This window comes from Aquimarina sp. (assembly GCF_977115655.1).
The window spans coordinates 1-18,469 of record NZ_CDSBKO010000040.1 but is presented as its reverse complement, the minus strand read 5'-3'; the positions used below and the strand labels follow the sequence as shown (position 1 = coordinate 18,469).

The 18,469-nt window shown below is 33.2% G+C and carries 15 protein-coding genes; 7 read left to right on the top strand and 8 right to left on the bottom strand.

Features of this window, described 5'->3' with window-relative positions:
• Positions 1 to 93: 93 nt before the first annotated feature.
• Positions 94 to 2,472: a M20/M25/M40 family metallo-hydrolase gene (locus ACZIYX_RS15945; RefSeq protein ID WP_462683247.1), complete on the bottom strand. Its 2,379-nt coding sequence runs from the start codon at positions 2,470 to 2,472 to the stop codon at positions 94 to 96.
• A gap of 785 nt (positions 2,473 to 3,257) precedes the next feature.
• On the opposite strand from ACZIYX_RS15945, the gene ACZIYX_RS15940 reads away from it, so the two are divergent.
• The 5 genes from ACZIYX_RS15940 (at position 3,258) to ACZIYX_RS15920 (ending at position 6,578) form a co-directional block, all read left to right on the top strand.
• Complete coding sequence (locus ACZIYX_RS15940) at positions 3,258 to 3,761, top strand: GbsR/MarR family transcriptional regulator (protein WP_462683246.1); 504 nt, start codon at positions 3,258 to 3,260, stop codon at positions 3,759 to 3,761.
• An 86-nt stretch (positions 3,762 to 3,847) separates the two neighbouring features.
• Entirely contained in the window at positions 3,848 to 4,282 is a 435-nt protein-coding gene (locus ACZIYX_RS15935; RefSeq protein WP_462683245.1) for a hypothetical protein, read from the top strand.
• A 21-nt stretch (positions 4,283 to 4,303) separates the two neighbouring features.
• Complete coding sequence (locus ACZIYX_RS15930) at positions 4,304 to 5,185, top strand: methyltransferase domain-containing protein (RefSeq protein ID WP_462683244.1); 882 nt, start codon at positions 4,304 to 4,306, stop codon at positions 5,183 to 5,185.
• Positions 5,186 to 5,192: 7 nt separating this feature from the next.
• Positions 5,193 to 6,104: a TIGR01777 family oxidoreductase gene (locus tag ACZIYX_RS15925; RefSeq protein WP_462683243.1), complete on the top strand. Its 912-nt coding sequence runs from the start codon at positions 5,193 to 5,195 to the stop codon at positions 6,102 to 6,104.
• Positions 6,105 to 6,107: 3 nt separating this feature from the next.
• Positions 6,108 to 6,578 (top strand): SRPBCC family protein, encoded by a 471-nt coding sequence (locus ACZIYX_RS15920; RefSeq protein WP_462683242.1) that lies wholly within the window; start codon positions 6,108 to 6,110, stop codon positions 6,576 to 6,578.
• Between the two features lie 257 nt (positions 6,579 to 6,835).
• On the opposite strand, the gene ACZIYX_RS15915 is transcribed toward ACZIYX_RS15920, so the two are convergent.
• The 7 genes from ACZIYX_RS15915 to porV form a co-directional block, all read right to left on the bottom strand.
• Positions 6,836 to 7,627, bottom strand: coding sequence for a hypothetical protein (locus ACZIYX_RS15915; RefSeq protein ID WP_462683241.1), 792 nt, complete (start codon positions 7,625 to 7,627; stop codon positions 6,836 to 6,838).
• Positions 7,628 to 7,910: 283 nt separating this feature from the next.
• On the bottom strand, positions 7,911 to 8,591 hold the full coding sequence (locus ACZIYX_RS15910; protein ID WP_462683240.1) for an SDR family NAD(P)-dependent oxidoreductase: 681 nt from the start codon (positions 8,589 to 8,591) through the stop codon (positions 7,911 to 7,913).
• 47 nt (positions 8,592 to 8,638) lie between these two features.
• Positions 8,639 to 9,613, bottom strand: a complete 975-nt coding sequence (locus ACZIYX_RS15905; protein ID WP_462683239.1) for a M20/M25/M40 family metallo-hydrolase — start codon at positions 9,611 to 9,613, stop codon at positions 8,639 to 8,641.
• Positions 9,614 to 10,167: 554 nt separating this feature from the next.
• Positions 10,168 to 11,775 carry a 2-oxo acid dehydrogenase subunit E2 gene (locus ACZIYX_RS15900; protein WP_462683238.1) on the bottom strand — a complete coding sequence of 536 codons (1,608 nt, stop codon included), beginning with the start codon at positions 11,773 to 11,775 and terminating at the stop codon, positions 10,168 to 10,170.
• Positions 11,776 to 11,778: 3 nt separating this feature from the next.
• Positions 11,779 to 12,780, bottom strand: coding sequence for a pyruvate dehydrogenase (acetyl-transferring) E1 component subunit alpha (pdhA, locus tag ACZIYX_RS15895; protein WP_462683237.1), 1,002 nt, complete (start codon positions 12,778 to 12,780; stop codon positions 11,779 to 11,781).
• A 152-nt stretch (positions 12,781 to 12,932) separates the two neighbouring features.
• A complete protein-coding gene (locus tag ACZIYX_RS15890; protein ID WP_462683236.1) occupies positions 12,933 to 13,415 on the bottom strand; it encodes a cytidine deaminase in 483 nt (160 codons plus the stop codon).
• 175 nt (positions 13,416 to 13,590) lie between these two features.
• Entirely contained in the window at positions 13,591 to 14,760 is a 1,170-nt protein-coding gene (gene porV / locus ACZIYX_RS15885; RefSeq protein WP_462683235.1) for a type IX secretion system outer membrane channel protein PorV, read from the bottom strand.
• Positions 14,761 to 15,261: 501 nt separating this feature from the next.
• Here porV and gldJ point away from each other — a divergent pair.
• Both gldJ and ACZIYX_RS15875 read left to right on the top strand, forming a co-directional pair.
• Positions 15,262 to 16,938: a gliding motility lipoprotein GldJ gene (gene gldJ, locus ACZIYX_RS15880; protein ID WP_462683234.1), complete on the top strand. Its 1,677-nt coding sequence runs from the start codon at positions 15,262 to 15,264 to the stop codon at positions 16,936 to 16,938.
• An 85-nt stretch (positions 16,939 to 17,023) separates the two neighbouring features.
• A complete protein-coding gene (locus ACZIYX_RS15875; protein ID WP_462683233.1) occupies positions 17,024 to 18,301 on the top strand; it encodes a UDP-N-acetylmuramoyl-tripeptide--D-alanyl-D-alanine ligase in 1,278 nt (425 codons plus the stop codon).
• Positions 18,302 to 18,469: the final 168 nt, after the last annotated feature.

Below are 18,469 nucleotides of genomic sequence, written 5' to 3'. Positions count from 1 at the left end.
TTTTAATCATAACAAACAACTTTTGGCAAGCCCAGAACTGACATCTTGATATTATATTTTATTTATGCAATACAAACACAATCATAACCTGTATTACTTTATAATCATCTGTTTTGTATAGCTTTTTGATCCATTAAAAAGTGTCAAGAAATATACTCCGGCAGAAAACTTTGAGGTGTTGACCTGCGTAGCTTTGTTTTTAAGCTTAATTTCTTGTACTATATTTCCTTTTACATCTACTACTAACACACTTCCTGATTTCCATAATCCATTATTAACCGTAATTTCTATATGATCTTCTGTTACAGGGTTAGGATAAAAATCAAAAGCCAAACTGTCATCTGCTAATAAATCAGCTACAGAATTTCTTGCAAAAAGACCTCCACAAGGTCCAATATGAGTCCAGCCAGTACTAGTTTTTTCATAAAGATTACCTTGATAGGTTACCCGATTACCTGGTTGATATGTTTCAGAAGAGCTATATGGCGGAACTCCTGCACAAGGATCACTACTTCCTCCTTGGGTAGTTACGTTTATTACATTACTTGCAACAGATACATTGCCCGCAGCATCTTTTGCTTTTATACTAAATGTGTATGCAGTACCAGCTGTTAACCCTGTTATATTAGCAGTAGTTCCTGAAACGGAAGTTTCAACCGCAGTTCCTTTATACACATCATATCCGGTCACACCAACATTATCTGAAGAAGATGTCCATGATAGTGTTAAAGTAGTCTGTGCCACATTTGATGAAGCTAAACCTGTAGGAGCAGAAGGTGCTTGGGTATCTCCCCCACCGGATCCTCCAATTACAACTGTATAATCTTCTACTTCTCCATATTCAAAAGATTCGCAAGATGTAGGCACTGCATTATATTTCATAGATACCCGCATTCTTGTACTTCCATCTTTTGCTCCAGAAGGTACTGTAAAACTACCACTTACCGGAGTTGTTTTGGATGCTGCCTTGCTCCATACTAATTCTCCTGCATCTTCAAAATCTTTATCTTGATTATAATCTATCCAAACTGCATATCCTTCATTATAAGAAGACCCGCTCCATGTTGGTGTAATAGTAATAGTATTTGATGATCCTTTAGACAAGTTAGCAGACTCGGCAGTAAAGTCACTATACCCACCATTTCCAGCAGTAGAAGTTTTATTAATAGTTCCCAAAGTTACTTTACCTATATACTCATCTGATGTTTTTTGCCCATTAGAAGCACAGTAACTTGTTGGGTTTGGATCACCACCAGAACCTGCATTAGATATCTCTATAAGATATTCTAAGGCCAATTTTGCAAACTTGGCTGCATGTGTTGCATTTGCAGTAGGAAATTTGGACGATGTGTCTCCAGATGTATGTATATTAGGGTTGCTTTCGCTAAATTTTGCTTCAATAGGAAATGCTGTTTCGTATCCTTGTTGCGCAAAACTATGATGATCAGAACAACCATAGTTACAAGCAGAATTATTATAAGTGATCTTATGTGTTCCCGAAGCATTATAATGATCCATTAATTTCTTTAAAAAATTATTTAAAGAAGTGCTATTATAAGAATCTGTAGTTATAAAAACATCTTGTGCAGATCCTTTATAATTAGTCATATCTAATTGCATATAGCTAACTATATTTACATTACGGTTTTTATAATCCCTCGCAATCTCTTTAGATCCTACCAAACCAACTTCTTCGGCAGCAAATGCCATAAATTCTACAGTTCTTTTTGGTTTGTAATTCATGCTAAATAAAACTCTGGCAACTTCTGTAATAGTAGCAATACCAGATGCATTATCATCTGCTCCCGGGGCATTACTTTGATCCCGTGGTGATGTCGAATCCAAATGCCCCCCAAGTACCACATACTCATCTGGCTTTTCTGTTCCTTTTATAGTCATTATAACAGATGGCATTGAAGTATTAGAATGGTTTACCAATCTAACAGATACATCACTACGATTTCCTGCCAAACCTTCCCACTTTACTTTTAAATCTGTAGAAGCTTTTTTTGCACTAGCTGTAGTATGATAACGAGTACCATAATTCTCTAATTCTTTTATTTGTCTATCGATATTGGTATTATTAACCAATCCTAAACTTTGATTTACCAATTGATCCTGAGTAATTTCAAAAGCTACAGCTCTTTTTGCAAAAGAAGTTTTTTGCTTATCGATAGAAATAATCTGTTGAATAGCTTGTAGAGCTTCTTCTTTTGAAGATTCATAAAAATAGCCTGGCCCGTGTTTCAATCCAGTATGATGTAGTTCTTCTGCCGAATGGTTATTGAGCATTACTGCACTATATTCGTTTACCGACTTAATAATTTTTACATCATCAGGGTGGTCTTTTTTTAATTGTAATGCACTCTGAGTGTCCATAGTGGCGTAAAACATACCTTTACGCTCTTGGGCGTACAAAGATGCACATATACTTAATGACATCGTTAAGATAAATAGATTAATTTTTTTCATTTTTAATTTTGATTTGTTGAGTTATACAATTTGTGTTTAAATAGTTTAAAAGAGATAACACCAAATACTAAAAGACATTCTATTTCAAAAAAGTAGAAATCAATAACCTCGGAGCAAACTCACGAGATATACTTCTGAAAAAATATATTTTATTTTCGAGGCAAATTTTGGGAAATTAAAAACCTGCTATAAGGAATAAAAAACATGATAATCGTTTGATTGTAAAAAAAACAGAGTTCTACCTTAAAAACTAACATAGTTTATATATGCGTTTCATCTTATTCTTTTTAATAAAAACAGCATCCCTGCACCTCTTAAAAAATAAGTATAAATAAAATATATGCTCTTTTTTTAAATACTAAATTTTTCAGAAATAAATGAATTATAGGCTACAAAAAAGTATAGTGGATTATTTCTATATTTTGTCTGTAATTAAATAAATAGCATTAATTCATCATGGCATATTGATAATATGATGAGGAATAAATATCCTTATTACAGAGATGGAGTAAGTTTTGAGATTTCATGAAGTTAATTTTTTGAGTTTGTGTTTGTGTAAAGTTATTAGTAAACGAATTTATTAAAAATACCATCATGAAAGCAATATGTTTATGTCCTATATCCTATATAAGATGTCCTAAAACATAATTTAGTACACTTTTAATTATAAATAATGCTTTACAAGCATTATTCTTATAGAAATATTACAACTATATTTTTAGCACTTAAATTAATTTTATTTTCAATATTTTTTGAAAGTTTAATATTTTTTATATATTTGAAACATGAATTATGATGAAGCTAAAAATAAGTTTATATCTACTTGGGGATCCCTCGGCACTTTATGGGGAATAAATAAAGCTATGGCACAAATACATGCCTTATTATTAATCTCTCCAGAACCTCTCTCTATGGAAGACATTATGGAACAATTACAAATATCGAGAGGTAATACCAGTATGAATCTTCGCCAATTAATGGACTGGGGTATTGTTTTTAAAGAAAATAAAATGGGGGAACGAAAAGAATACTTCACTTCAGAAAAAAATGTACAGGAACTAGCAAGACAAATAGCTAAAGAAAGAAGCAGAAGAGAGCTACAACCAACAATTAAAATATTAAATGATGTTTCTAATATTGAAGAAGACGGAACCTCTAAAACAAAAGAATTGATAAAACAAACCAAAGCATTGCACGAAATGGCAAATAATCTGGATATCATGATGAATAAAGTGGTTGGACAAGATCAAAACTGGGTCACAAAAGCTTTGATAAAACTTATTAAATAACAATGCAAAAATACGAAGGAGTTTTTCTCCTTTTTATTTAAAATTTATGTTTCAATATTTTCTGAAAATTTAAAACAATAAAAACTATGACCTTGACTATACCAAATTGGTTACTAATTACAGGAGGAATTGGTCAAATATTTACAGCATTAATATATCCTTATATACGACATAAAGTATTTGATTGGTATACCGATGTAAAAAAGTTAAAACCTCTTAACCAGGAAATTGCAAAAACTTATGGAAGATACATTCAAGGTCTTAATTTTTCTTTTGGATGTATCGCAATCCTAATCCCGGAAAGCCTGAAAAATCAAACAGAACTAGCAATTGCCATAACTGGTCTTATCGCTGCTTATTGGGTAGGAAAAGTAATAACTCAAATTGCCTATTACCCTATGTATGATATTCCTAAAAAAAGAATATTCAAACTCGGCAGTTATTTCATGAATTGTTTATTTGTTCTTTTTGCTACAATCTACACTCTATTAGCAATATACAACTGTACAGGATTTTTTTAACCTTTAACAAAACCACTACGTATGAGCACCTTAACCCTTTTAGATAAATTAAGATTTAAAAAATCTGCTTCAAAAGAAAAAATAATACGTTTTTATGATGAAGCAACCGAAGATTATAAATTCTGGAGTACAGATTTTAATATGCACTTTGGATACTACATCCCTTTTAAAACCAATGTATTTAAACGAGATTCTATGCTTAATCAAATGAACCAACAGGTTTTTGATCGTTTACATGTTCCTAAACAAAACTCGTTGGTGGCAGATCTTGGTTGTGGTATTGGTGGCACCATACAATATGGGTTAAAAAAATATCCATTACTTTATATCATAGGTGTAACACTATCTCCTTTTCAAGCTAAAGAAGGAAACAAAAGGCTACAGCACAAAAACGGATTAATCCTAGAAGAAAATTATTGTAACACCTCTTTCAAAACCAATAGTGTAAATGGTGCTTATGCTATCGAGAGTTTTTGTCATTGTGGACACAATAAACAGGCTTTACAAGAAGCGTACAGAATATTAAAACCAAATTCTAAATTAGTTATAGCAGATGCCTTTTTAAAACAAGAAGAAGAACATCTATGTATTGGCAGTAATTATTGCTATGAACAATTATGCAAAGGCTGGAGTTTGGAAGGTTTAGGTAATATTGACAAAGTGAAGGATACACTGTATCAAATCGGATTTAAAAATATAAATATTGAAGATGTATCCTTTAAAGTAGCCCCATCTGTGCTACATGTACCCTTTGCTATTACTGGTTTTATAATTAAAACCCTGATAAAGAAAAAACCATTAAAACCTCAAAGTTTAAAAAATTTAAAAGGATCCCTATTTGCCCTATTATCGGGATTACATATAAAAAACTTTGGATACTATATAATAACCGCAGAAAAATAGATCGATAATGAAAAAAATGGTAATCGCAGCCGGAACAGGCTTTTTAGGAAAAATAGTAACCGAGTATTTCAAAACAAAAGTAAAAACTATTATTATACTAACTCGTGGAAAAAACAAGGAAATAAACAATATTAAATATGTGAATTGGGATGCCAAAACCATCGGGAATTGGGCAAACGAAATCAACAATGCAGATGTATTGATAAATCTAACTGGAAAATCAGTGGACTGCAGGTATAATAAAAAGAATAAAAATCTTATTTTATCGTCCAGGACAGACTCTACCATCGTATTAGCTGAAGCAATCCAAAAATGTACAAACCCGCCCAAAATTTGGTTAAATTCCTCTACAGCTACCATTTATCGTCATTCATTAGAAAAAGAAATGGATGAAATTAATGGAGAGACAGGCACAGGGTTCTCTGTAAATGTTGCTAAATCCTGGGAAAAAGCATTGTTTAAACAACAAACTTTGAATACAAGAAAAGTAGCTTTAAGAACCGCTATTGTTTTAGGTAAAAACGGCGGAGCTTTACATCCTATTTTAAATTTAACGAGAATTGGTTTTGGTGGAAAACAAGGTTTGGGAAATCAAAAAATAAGTTGGATACACGAATTGGATTTTGCCAGAAGTATAGAATTTATAATCCATACCAAAAAAATTGAAGGGGTAATTAACATTGTTTCCCAAAAACCTTGTACAAATTCAATTTTTATGAAAACCCTTAGAAAAATTATACGTGTTCCTTTCGGAATACCAATACCAAAACCTCTGCTAGAGTTTGGAGCCAGATTAATAAAGACAGAAACAGAGCTCATCCTAAAAAGCAGAAATGTAATCCCTGAAAAACTTGAAAATCACGGATTCAAATTTAGATACCCCGAGCTTAAAACAGCAATAAACCATCTAGTTCATTAGCACATGACAACCATATATTTAGAAACCGAAATAAAAGCACCATTACACCAAGTATTTGACCTGTCAAGAAGTATTGATTTTCATATAATATCTGCTAAAAAAACAAAGGAAAAAGCAATCGCAGGACGAACATCTGGGCTAATAGGACTATCAGAAACCGTTACCTGGAAAGGAAAACATTTTGGCATATATCTTACTCACAAAAGTGAAATTACCACTTTTGAATATCCAAATAATTTTACAGACGAAATGGTAAAAGGGCATTTTACATACTTTAAACATCAGCATTATTTTTACACAATCAAATCCAGCACCAAAATGGTAGATATACTTGAATATGAAACACCTCTGGTTTTTTTAGGAAAACTACTGGATACCCTATTTCTAAAAAAGTATCTTACCAGGTTTCTTATATCCCGTAATCAATCTATAAAATCATACTTAGAAAACAATACAACAGAAAAAATAAGTTAATAATATAGTTAAATTTATGGCAGGAAGAAAAAAAAAACAGACTTAGCTCTTTGATTTGCTAAGGGCAAACAGCCACGGTACTTTTTTATTCTGAAACAGGTGCTTTATTACCGTAAATTCCAAAGTATAAATGGTATAAAATAAAGTTTAAAAAACAGGGAACCAAAAAATTAAGAAAAGCCATCAATTTTATTTTAATCGATGGCTTATCAAATTCACTTTATAATATCAAAAATACCATAAGATCAAGGATGTATTTACCAAGACCAGACTTTATATGATGATGTTTTATCATTCCATGATTTTCTCCAGAACCACCATCCCGAAAGTGTGTAATTTCTTAAATCTTTTGCTCCAGCAACAGTTTGATTATATGGAGAATAAAAATTTAAGGTCCTGCCATTATAACAATTATGTTGATACAGTCTTATATATGCTCTGCGTCCCCATGGTTTTGTAACTCTTAGAGAAGACATGTGATCGTTATAACTTCCTAAATCCCAATCTTTATAGAAATATTTATTAGTTCTTCTTATACCTGTCATTTCAGTAACATAGTTAATATGATAGTAAAAATAGAAGGTTCCGCTTCCATTAACAGATCCATCAACACAAGCTTCTTTTACGACTTGTTGTTCTGATGTTTCTTTAGGAAAATCCCCTGCTATTTTTTCTACATAACGATCTACTTCTTCATTGGTTTTAAAAACTTTTACATTGATAGCGGTTTCTCCTTCTTTGTGATCTTCAAAAAACAATCCTTGAGGAGCATCTTCTTTCCCAAAAATTCTTTCTGCCATTTGTACATCTCCATCTACTTTTACTATTTGAGATTCTTTTGTATCCAATACATACAAGATTTTAAATTTTTCTCCATAGTAGTCATAGTTATGTACGATTTCTACAATTCCTGTTTCTGCAACTTTGTTTTGAAGTTTTTTTGTGTTTTCAATATTTGATTCTTCAATATTTAATTCTTCTTTATCACAACTTGTGACCATAAAAAAAAGAATAAAAAATGGTAAATAAAGTTTAAAAAATGTTTTCATTTTGTGTGGGTTTTAAGATTCCTACTCTTTTAGAGGCTTTTCGGATTTCGCCCTATACTATTACTTATTTCAATGCCTTTTAATAATATAATAGTACATATTAAATATATCTCTTATTAACCAAACACAAAAGGGAATTATTTCTTTTTAATGAATATAAAAACTCAAAAAAACTACTCATATCCATCACATAGTGAAACAGTTACACCCGTAAAAAAACCAAGGGAAACCAACGTTTAAGCAAAAAAAACATAGCTAATCCGCCACTAAGAATTATCACTAATCAAGGTGTACTACTGGATACTTCAAGCACTTTGCCGTTATAGAATTTATTTCCTGTCAAAGAAAATTCTTTTATATAATCTGCCATTTCAACAGCGGTTAAGGGTGCCTTATAACCGGGGAATGCTTCTTCTAGCATTTCGGTTTGTACTGCCCCTAATGCCAGAACATTAAAAGCAATACCACTTTCTTTATATTCTTCTGCCAATAACTCGCTTAATGTAATAACTGCTCCTTTACTTGAGCTATATGCTGCTAACCCCGGGAATTTCATACTACCTTGTATTCCTCCCATACTACTTATAGTAACTACATGACTACCAGGTTTCATATAAGGCAAAATTAATCGTATAATTTCGGCTACACCAAAAACGTTTACTTTATACACTTCTTCAAAATCTTGAGTAGAAATTTCATCAAAAGGTTTGTTTACTAATTTACCAGCATTATTAATCAAAATATCTACTTCTTTCCAAACAGAGGCAATATAATCTGTCATTTTTTTAAGATCTTTTGATTTACTAATATCAAAAGAAAATGTATGTATGTTTTTATGTTGCAATGCCGCAACAGGAAGCTCATTTCTAGAAAGTGCCAAGACTTGATGTCCCGCATCTGCACATTGTTTTGCTAATTCGTACCCTATACCTCTGCTAGCTCCGGTAATGATGATTTTTTTCATTTTTTTTATAGAACATACTCGCCGCAACACGGGAGATCTTTTAATTTTTATTTATTTAACGTAATCTCTTTATTGGTTGTGTTTGCCATTTTTACTATTGCCGGAACACAATCATTGATAAACTCTGCTATAAATTCATAGTTCATTTCGGAAGCCTCATCATCTACATGGTGGTAATAGTTATAATTAGTAAAATCAAAGGTCGAAATTGTTTGGCAAGGCACTTTAAATTGCATGTAGAATGGATAATTATCACTTCTCATAAACAATTGAAACTCCTTTGCTTTTGGCAAGTAACCGATAAATTCTGAGCCCACATAATCATTTATCTTTTCTGCCATATTAGATTTGTCATACCCTGTTATATATGCTTTATAGGGTTTATCTTTTAATGGTACTCCTATCATTTCAAAATTGACCATAGTATATACCTCTGTATTTTTATTTTTTAGTAGGTTTGCCAAATGTTCAGAACCTAACAAACCTTTTTCTTCTGCCCCAAACAGTACAAAAAGAATACTACGTTTGTTATTTTTTAATTGTGCAAACTGTTTTGCCATAGACAGTACAGCGCTGCTTCCTGCTGCATTATCATTGGCCCCATTAGCAATAGTATCCCCGTTTACCTCGTTTCCTGTACCTATATGATCAAAATGTGCTCCCAGTATAATAAACTCATTTGCCAGTACAGGATCTGTTCCTTTAATAAACCCTACAATGTTATATGTTTCTATACCTGTTGCTCTAAAGGTATCTCTATAGGTTTCAAAATAAGGAGCTACACCATATTTTTTAAATTCTTCTTCAATAAACTTCGCTGCTTTTTCAAGACCTTCACTGCCGGTATCGCGTCCCCCCAATTCGTCACTCGCCAAAAAACCAATAATATCTTTAATTTCTGAGGATTTGATTTTTTCCAGGATTTGATTTTCAGTTGTGTTGGCTTGTGGTTGCGCTATAGTTGTTTGCTTACAATTAATAAACAAAACTGAGATCAAAATAATAAAAATGTTTTTATGCATAATACTGTTTTTATGTAAAAAGCTAGTTAGTACTAATTTATCTGTTAAACCCGGATTATCAATGTTATTAAGTTAAGCTGTATCTTTTTGAGGATTAAATATCTGTAAAAGCAAAATACCTCTTTACTTCCATCATGGATTCCTGCCTACGCTGGACAAGCAGAAAGCATTGTGTTTTGGTTATTTTGTTATCCCGGCAATTTGTCATCCCGTTGAAGAACGAGACTGGAATCCATCATTAACAAATTTTAAATCCATAGTTTAAATTCTTAACTTAACGACATTGCCCGGATTATGTAACAGAAAATCTATTATACTTTTAATCTACTGTAAATACAACTGTTACCCTTAATTTTTTAATTAACCATAGCCCTTCGATAAACTCAGGATAAACTGCTATGCAAAAACTAAGAAACTCATTGTATTTATGGTAGTTCAAAGTCTCATCCCGAAGTTCTGTTACATAATCCGGATTTAAGTTATTTTCAAAGATAAAAAATCCTGCTTCTAATGAAGCAGGATTTTACCATCAATGTTTTGTATTGATTATATAATTATGCCAGCATTGTTACCGGGTTTTCAATATACTGCTTTAAGGTTTGCAAAAATTGCGCTCCTGTTGCTCCATCAACTGTTCTGTGGTCGCATGCCAAAGTCACTTTCATTGTGTTACCAACCACAATTTGCCCATTTTTTACTATTGGTTTTTCTACAATTGCTCCTACTGATAAAATAGAAGAATTGGGCTGGTTAATAATAGATGTAAACTCCTGAATACCAAACATTCCTAAATTAGAAACGGTAAATGTACTACCGCTCATTTCCTGAGGGGTTAGTTTTTTATTACGAGCTCTTCCTGCCAAATCTTTAACTTTGGCTCCTATTTGAGTAAGAGACATTTGATCTGTAAAAGGCAATACAGGTACCACTAAACCATCTGGCACTGCTACTGCCACACCTACACTAATATGCTTGGCATATTTTGTTGCAACATCTGTCCATTGTGTATTGACTTGCGGATGTTTACGAAGTGCCATAGCGCATGCCTTAACTACTATATCATTAAAAGACACTTTGGTATCCGGTAATTCATTTATGTTTTTACGAGAAGCAATTGCGTTCTCCATATTTATCTCGATAGTAAGATAATAATGCGGGGCATTAAATTTGGAGGCCGAAAGAGATTTGGCTATTGCTTTGCGCATTTGTGAATTTTTCACTTCTTCAAAGCTTTCTTCTCCTGCCGGCGTATATACTTGTACCGCTGGTTTAGAAACAGTCTCTGCTTCGGATAAAGAAATGTTTTCTTTTGCTATTGGTGCATAAGATTCTACATCTTTTTTTACGATACGTCCATTCTCTCCGGATCCTTTTACTTTACTAAGGTCAATCCCTTTGTCTGCCGCTATTTTTTTTGCTAAAGGAGATACAAAAACCCTACCTCCAGAAACGTTTGATCCTCCAGAAGCTATTGTTTCTGGCTCTGCTTTTTTTTCTTCTGTTTTAGCAGTTTCTTTTGGCTTAACCGTTTTTGATTTTGAAACACCTCCTTTAAGGTTTGTTATATCTGTTCCTGCTGGTCCAATAATTGCCAGTAAAGCATCTACAGGAGCTGTTTGCCCTTCTTCAATACCAACATGCAAAAGAGTTCCGTTATAAAAAGATTCGAACTCCATTGTAGCTTTATCTGTTTCTATTTCTGCAAGAATATCCCCTTCTTCAACAGTATCTCCTACTTTTTTCAACCAAGTGGCAACAGTTCCTTCTTCCATAGTATCACTAAGTCTAGGCATGGTGATAACTTCTACTCCTTCAGGTATTTCTGTGTTTTTTTGAGAGGGATCGGGTTCGTTTTTTTCTTCTGCTTTTGGTTTTTCTGTGCTAACAGATGTATTACCATTTAACAGATCCGAAATATCTTCGTTTTCGTCTCCTATAATTGCCAACAATTGATCTACAGGGGCTGTCTGACCTTCTTCAATACCAATATGAAGCAGTGTTCCTTCATAAAAAGACTCAAACTCCATCGTAGCTTTATCCGTTTCTATTTCAGCAAGAATATCTCCTTCGCTAATCTTATCTCCTTTTTTAACAAGCCACTTCGCAACAACTCCTTCTTCCATGGTGTCGCTCAATCGCGGCATATTAATTACTGTAGCCATAATCTATTGTGGTTTGTGTGGTAAAAATGGGTAATTTTTCTGGTCGTATACAACATCATACATTACGTTCTTATCCGGGAACGGGGATTCTTCTGCAAATTTTTGACATTCTGCCACCCTGTCTTTTACTCTTTGATCTATTTCTTCAATTTCCTGACTGGTAGCATAATTTTCTGCTTTAATAATATCCAAAACCTGGGTTATAGGATCTATTTTTTGATATTCTGCTACTTCCTCTTTGGTACGATATTTTTGGGCATCACTCATAGAGTGTCCTCTATATCTATATGTTTTCAACTCTAAGAAAGATGGTCCTCCTCCTGTTCTTGCTCTGGTGATCGCCTCATCCATGGCTTCTGCTACTTTTACAGGGTTCATTGCATCTACTGGCCCGCAAGGCATTTTATAACCCAGTCCTAGTTTCCATATATCTGTATGATTAGCGGTTCTTTCAACAGATGTCCCCATGGCATACCCGTTGTTTTCTACACAAAACACTACAGGCAGATTCCAAAGCATTGCCAGGTTAAAGGTCTCGTGCAAGGATCCTTGTCTGGTAGCTCCATCCCCCATAAAAGTTAAGGTTACAGCATCTCTTTTATTATACTTATCTGCAAATGCCAAACCGGCACCCAGAGGTATCTGCCCTCCTACGATGCCATGTCCTCCATAAAATCGATGCTCTTTTGAAAAAATATGCATAGACCCTCCCAGACCTTGGGATGTACCAGTTGCTTTACCATATAACTCTGCCATTACTCGTTTTGGATCTACCCCCATACCAATTGGCTGCACATGGTTACGATATGCAGTAATCATCTTATCTTTGGTAAGATCCATAGCATGTAAGGCTCCTGCCAAAATCGCTTCCTGACCATTATATAAGTGTAAAAAACCTCTTACTTTTTGTTGAATATAAACCTGAGCCAGCTTATCTTCGAATTTTCTCCAGAAAAGCATTTCTTCGTACCAATTTAGGTAAACATCTTTGGTTATCTTTTTCATTTATAATTGTGCTGATGTATATGTATAAAAAACTAGTTTCAAAACTAGCAATTATTTAATTTTCTCCTTATTTTTTATAGAGAACAAAAAAACAAAAATAACATATTCGAAATTAAGGAAAAAGGAGTTTGCCCATAAAATCAACGAAAACGTTATAAATATGAATTATCAAAGACTAATGGCAAAATATTTGATAATGAAAATGACTTTACAACTTTGCCTGTTTCTCCCATAAAATATATAGTTATAGGCAAATTTTGCTTGACCTCGTATTCTGCTATTGCCTGCCTGCAAGCTCCACACGGAGGTGTTGGAGTAAGTAGTTTATGTTTTAATGATTTGGCGGTTAATGCCATTGTAGTAATAGAAACGTTAGGAAAATTAGCTCCGGCATAATAAATTGCGGTTCGCTCTGCACATAACCCGGATGGATAACAAGCATTTTCCTGATTATTTCCCAGAATAATTTCTCCGTTTTCTAACAAAAGTGCTGCTCCGACTAAAAATTCTGAATAAGGAGCATACGCCTTATCTCTAATCATCATAGATTGCTTCATTAATTTTTGAATATCTTCTGGTAATTCATCATAAGAATCATAGACTTGTAAAACAGATTTTATTTCAATTTCTTTCATATAGTATTATTTCTTTTAACACTTTAAACACTTAAACAAACGTTTTCTATAATTATTAACCAGAATACATTTATTTTAAAAAGTCACTATATTATTATGTTTACAATGTACTACAAACAAAAAAAGTATCAAACCTAATAAAGTCTGATACTTTTTCTATATTTCTATTATTTTTTTAGTCGTAATATTCGTCTCCAAAATTAAACGAAAGACCAAAACGTAATGTTCCTTCTAATGGGCTCTTAACTGCCGAAGTAGAGAATAAATAAGATATATCCAGATTTATAATATTATACTTAAATCCTGCCCCTAATGATAAAAATTTACGAGCTCCTTTTTCTTCGCTTTCATTAAAATATCCGGCTCTAAAAGCAAATACATCCTGATACATATATTCTGCACCCAGTGCCCATGTCATTTCCTTTAGTTCTTCGCTAAATCCATCTGGCGCATCCCCCCATGAAGAAAAAATAGATCCAAATGCACTTTTATTATTGTACTCGGTATTAGCTGCCTTTTGTTCTTCTGGAGTTACTATTCCATTTCCATCCGCATCCGGATCTAAAGGAGTAGGAACTAATAATTTACTAATTTCTATAGATGGTGTAATTCGATTCTCTTCGTTAAATATAAAATCAAAAGAGCCTCCCAGTCTAAAATTAGTAGGTATAAAATTTTCTTGTCCGGCATCATCATATTTTATTTTTGGCCCTATATTAGATATGGTAGCACCTGCTCTCCATCTACCATTAAAAGAGTCAAAAGCTATCTCATCACTTCTGTAAAAACCTGCAATATCTACTCCAAAGCTTCCTGCAGCACTTGCGTCATTTTCTGGTCCTTGCAACCTAAGGTCAGAACGTAAATAACGTCCTGCTACTGCCATAGAAAATCTTTCATCCAATTTTAAAGCATAAGAGATATCCAATGTTAACTCATTAGGTTTTTGAACATTGGGCTCATCGTTAGGCCCTTGTCTAAACTCTATATCCCCCAGACTAAAATATCTAAAACTTGCGGCTACAGCGCTTCGTTCATTAAGGCGGTTATAATAGTTAACATTTCCCAAAAATATATCATTAACAAGACTACTTAAATAAGGAGTATAATTAACCCCAACTCCTTGTTTGTTTTTTATAAATGCGTATTTAGCCGGATTCCATTGTTGTGAAAATGCGTCTGCAGAAGTAGCAACCCCTTGGTCTGCAAGACCTGCCGCTCGTGCGTCTGCCGCAATTAATAAAAATGGCGTTGCAGTCGTTATCGCCCTGTTTTTTTCCTGAGCCTGCGTTTTAAGAGTTAAAAATGTAACACACGCTAAGCTAAGGGTTAATATTCTTTTCATATCCTTTAAAAATTGAGTTTGACAAATATATAGTTATTTAGTTACTAAGAATAGTGAGTTCTTATTTTTTTTAGTTGATTGCTTATAAACGTCAATTTTATAGATATCTTATATTTTATCCTGTTTTATATAAATAAAGTTTAATAATTGTTTCTGTTTTCTACAAAATTTCAGAGAAAATAAATTGTAATTTGCGCTCATATATTTAGTGATTATTGAGTAAGACTTAAGTCCTCGATAGCTAAATAATTTTACAAGGTAGTTTTACAATTATTATGTCTCAAACACCTTATACAAGATCATAAACAGATTTTTAACAATTTATATTTTTAGTTTTTACTAGGGGATAAATAATAAACTTATTAATATTGCGTTAAACCAAAAGTCGTTATAAATTCATAAAAAAATGTGAATTGATAATATTTTGAAAAAATTAGGGGAATTTTAACGTTTATTAATTATATTGCGAGCCCTAATTTCTACTTTAACGAACTTAAGATTATGAAAAACGCGTTTATTTTTAAGTCGCTAATGGTACTCTCCATTAGTGTATTATTTTTTAGTTGTTCTAAGAACAATTACGGGAGTAATTCTAGAGCTACGGGTTGGGAATACAACTCTAAGGATGGTGGCTTTCAAGTAGCTACAAATTACAAAGAACAAGAAACCGGACCAGGGTTGGTATTCATTGAAGGTGGTACTTTTACTATGGGACGTGTACAAGATGATGTAATGCACGACTGGAACAATACTCCTAGCCAGCAGCACGTTCAATCTTTTTATATGGATGAAACAGAGGTTACCAATGTGATGTATCTGGAATATTTGGATTGGCTAAAAGGAGTTTACCCCCCTACTGAACCAAAATACAGAAATATTTATTACGGGGCACTTCCTGATACTTTAGTTTGGAGAAACAGACTTGGTTTTAATGAAATGATGATAAATAACTATTTGCGTCATCCCGCTTATGCAAATTATCCTGTTGTAGGTGTAAATTGGATTCAGGCAATAGAATTCAGTAACTGGAGAACCAATCGTGTTAATGAAAGAATTCTTGAAGAAGAAGATGTAATCAAGAAAAATGCTCCTTTTGAAGATGTATCAGCAGAAAGTACTTTTGACACAGAAACTTATTTAAACGCTCCTTCACAAACTTATGGTGGTAACGATGAAGCTACCAGAGGAGGCAGAGCTTCTGAAAGATATGAAAAAAGAAATGACTCTACCGGTTTATATATACAACGAAAAGACGGGTTACTTTTGCCTAAATACAGACTCCCTACTGAAGCGGAATGGGAGTATGCAGCTTTAGCACTAGTAGAGCTTAGAAGCTACAATATATATCGTGGTAAGAAAAAATATCCATGGAGTGGTAAATATACTCGATCCGGAGCAAGAAGAACAAGAGGTGACCAATTGGCAAACTTTAAGCAAGGAGATGGTGATTATGGTGGAATAGCAGGATGGAGTGATGATGGAGCAGATATTACCGCACCAGTAAAATCTTATGAGCCTAATGATTATGGTTTATACGATATGGCAGGAAACGTTGCTGAGTGGGTAGCAGATGTGTACCGACCAATTGTAGATGATGAATACAATGATTTTAATTACTACAGAGGTAATGTGTATACCAAAAATGCTATCAATCCTGATGGAACTGTAAAAATAGTTATGACAGACTCTATTGTTTATGATACGCTTAGTAATGGTAAAATCATAGCAAGAGTATTGCCTGGTGGAATTTTACAAGTTCCTATCGATGAAAACGAAACCTACATGAGAACTAATTTCACCGATAGTGACAATAGAAACTACAGAGATGGGGATAAGAGTTCTTCCAGATATTATGAGGGTTATCAAGACCAAAATACCCCAAACAGAAGAATGTACAATGCTCCTATTCATTATGTAGGACCTGATGCTGAAGATAGTACAAAAATGGACAGACGATATGATGAGTCTACAAAAAGAACTACTATCGTTGATAATAAAGTACGTGTATATAAAGGAGGATCATGGAAAGACAGAGCATACTGGTTAGATCCTGCGCAAAGAAGATTTATGCCTCAAGATATGGCTACAGACTATATTGGTTTTAGAAACGCAATGTCCCGTGTTGGTACCAAAGCTAAAAAGCAAAAAACACCAAGACATCAAAAACCTAAAAAATAATAAATTATATTTATTATAAAGTTCGTTATAAATTACTTAAAGCCCTGACAAAATTTGTGCAGGGCTTTTTAATACCAAATAATTAATGACCATTTCTCAACTACACCAATTGTTTTTAGTAAGTAACGGTGTGTGTACCGATACTAGAAAAATTAACCAAAACTCGATTTTTTTTGCTTTAAAAGGGGATAATTTTAACGGAAATACATACGCAAAAAAAGCATTAGAGCTTGGTGCAAACTATGCTATAGTAGATGAAGTAAAATATAACATTTCAGAAAAATGTATTCTTGTAAATGATGTTTTAAAAACAATGCAAGACCTGGCTTCTTATCATCGGCAATATCTTGATATCCCTGTCATTGCTTTAACAGGAAGTAATGGAAAAACCACTACCAAAGAATTGATTAACTCTGTGCTTTCTTCTCGGTTTAAAACAACGGCTACTTTGGGGAACCTAAATAACCATATAGGTGTCCCACTTACTCTTTTGTCCATGACAAAAGATACCGAAATAGGAATTATAGAAATGGGAGCCAATCATATTGGAGAGATAGCTTTTTTATGTACCATTGCCAAACCTGATTATGGTTATATTACTAATATTGGCAAAGCCCATCTGGAGGGCTTTGGATCTATTGAAGGAGTCTTGAAAGGTAAAACAGAGCTTTATGACTATTTAAAAAAGCAAAATAAATTGGTTTTTCTAAATGTTGAAGACGAAAAGCTTTTTTATGCATCACAAGGAATAAAAACATATACTTTTTCTAAATCCACTAGTAGTAATGTTACTATAGAATTAGCGGATGTTAATCCTAATGTAACTGTTTTTTACCAAGATATTATAATCGAAACCAATCTGATTGGTGAATACAACTTTACCAATATAGCTGCTGCAATTGCAATAGGAAATTATTTTAATATTACTGCCGGTGAAATTAAAACAGCCATTGAGTCCTACATCCCTACAAATAATCGTTCCCAAATAATTAAAAAACAAAAGCACACTATTATTCTGGATGCATATAATGCAAATCCTACCAGTATGACCGCAGCAATAAATAATTTTGCACAACTAAAATATAGTTCCAAAATTGTTTTTTTAGGAGATATGTTCGAACTGGGAAAGGAGGCAACAATAGAGCATCAAAAAATAGCAGACCAGATTAGCGAAACAAAAGTTAATGAGATTTATCTTATAGGAAATATTTTTTTTGATACCAAATGTAACGATCCGCGTATTAAAAAATTCAGATCTTATGAAGATCTAGAAATTAACTGGCATCTAAAAAATAGTGAAGATGCTATTCTTATTAAGGGGTCCCGGGGAATGAAACTGGAAAGAATTTTAGATCTGTTTTAACCATTATCATCACTCATAAACAAATCTACCAATGTCGTTAAGTTACCCTGTATCTTTTGAGTATTAAATATCTGTAAAAGCAAAATAGCCCTTTACTTCCATCATGGATTCTGGCCTGCGCCGGATGAACTGTGCTTAAAAACAAATATTTGGTTGATAATTTTCTAT

Coding starts and splice junctions, on each gene's coding strand:
- pdhA (WP_462683237.1), bottom strand. CDS start 12,780: ATGAAAAAGATAACCAAAGATGTTTACCTAAATTGGTACGAAGAAATG.
- porV (WP_462683235.1), bottom strand. CDS start 14,760: ATGAAAAGAATATTAACCCTTAGCTTAGCGTGTGTTACATTTTTAACT.
- ACZIYX_RS15875 (WP_462683233.1), top strand. CDS start 17,024: ATGACCATTTCTCAACTACACCAATTGTTTTTAGTAAGTAACGGTGTG.
- ACZIYX_RS15925 (WP_462683243.1), top strand. CDS start 5,193: ATGAAAAAAATGGTAATCGCAGCCGGAACAGGCTTTTTAGGAAAAATA.
- ACZIYX_RS15915 (WP_462683241.1), bottom strand. CDS start 7,627: ATGAAAACATTTTTTAAACTTTATTTACCATTTTTTATTCTTTTTTTT.
- ACZIYX_RS15900 (WP_462683238.1), bottom strand. CDS start 11,775: ATGGCTACAGTAATTAATATGCCGCGATTGAGCGACACCATGGAAGAA.
- ACZIYX_RS15905 (WP_462683239.1), bottom strand. CDS start 9,613: ATGCATAAAAACATTTTTATTATTTTGATCTCAGTTTTGTTTATTAAT.
- gldJ (WP_462683234.1), top strand. CDS start 15,262: ATGAAAAACGCGTTTATTTTTAAGTCGCTAATGGTACTCTCCATTAGT.
- ACZIYX_RS15930 (WP_462683244.1), top strand. CDS start 4,304: ATGAGCACCTTAACCCTTTTAGATAAATTAAGATTTAAAAAATCTGCT.
- ACZIYX_RS15940 (WP_462683246.1), top strand. CDS start 3,258: ATGAATTATGATGAAGCTAAAAATAAGTTTATATCTACTTGGGGATCC.
- ACZIYX_RS15935 (WP_462683245.1), top strand. CDS start 3,848: ATGACCTTGACTATACCAAATTGGTTACTAATTACAGGAGGAATTGGT.
- ACZIYX_RS15920 (WP_462683242.1), top strand. CDS start 6,108: ATGACAACCATATATTTAGAAACCGAAATAAAAGCACCATTACACCAA.
- ACZIYX_RS15945 (WP_462683247.1), bottom strand. CDS start 2,472: ATGAAAAAAATTAATCTATTTATCTTAACGATGTCATTAAGTATATGT.
- ACZIYX_RS15910 (WP_462683240.1), bottom strand. CDS start 8,591: ATGAAAAAAATCATCATTACCGGAGCTAGCAGAGGTATAGGGTACGAA.
- ACZIYX_RS15890 (WP_462683236.1), bottom strand. CDS start 13,415: ATGAAAGAAATTGAAATAAAATCTGTTTTACAAGTCTATGATTCTTAT.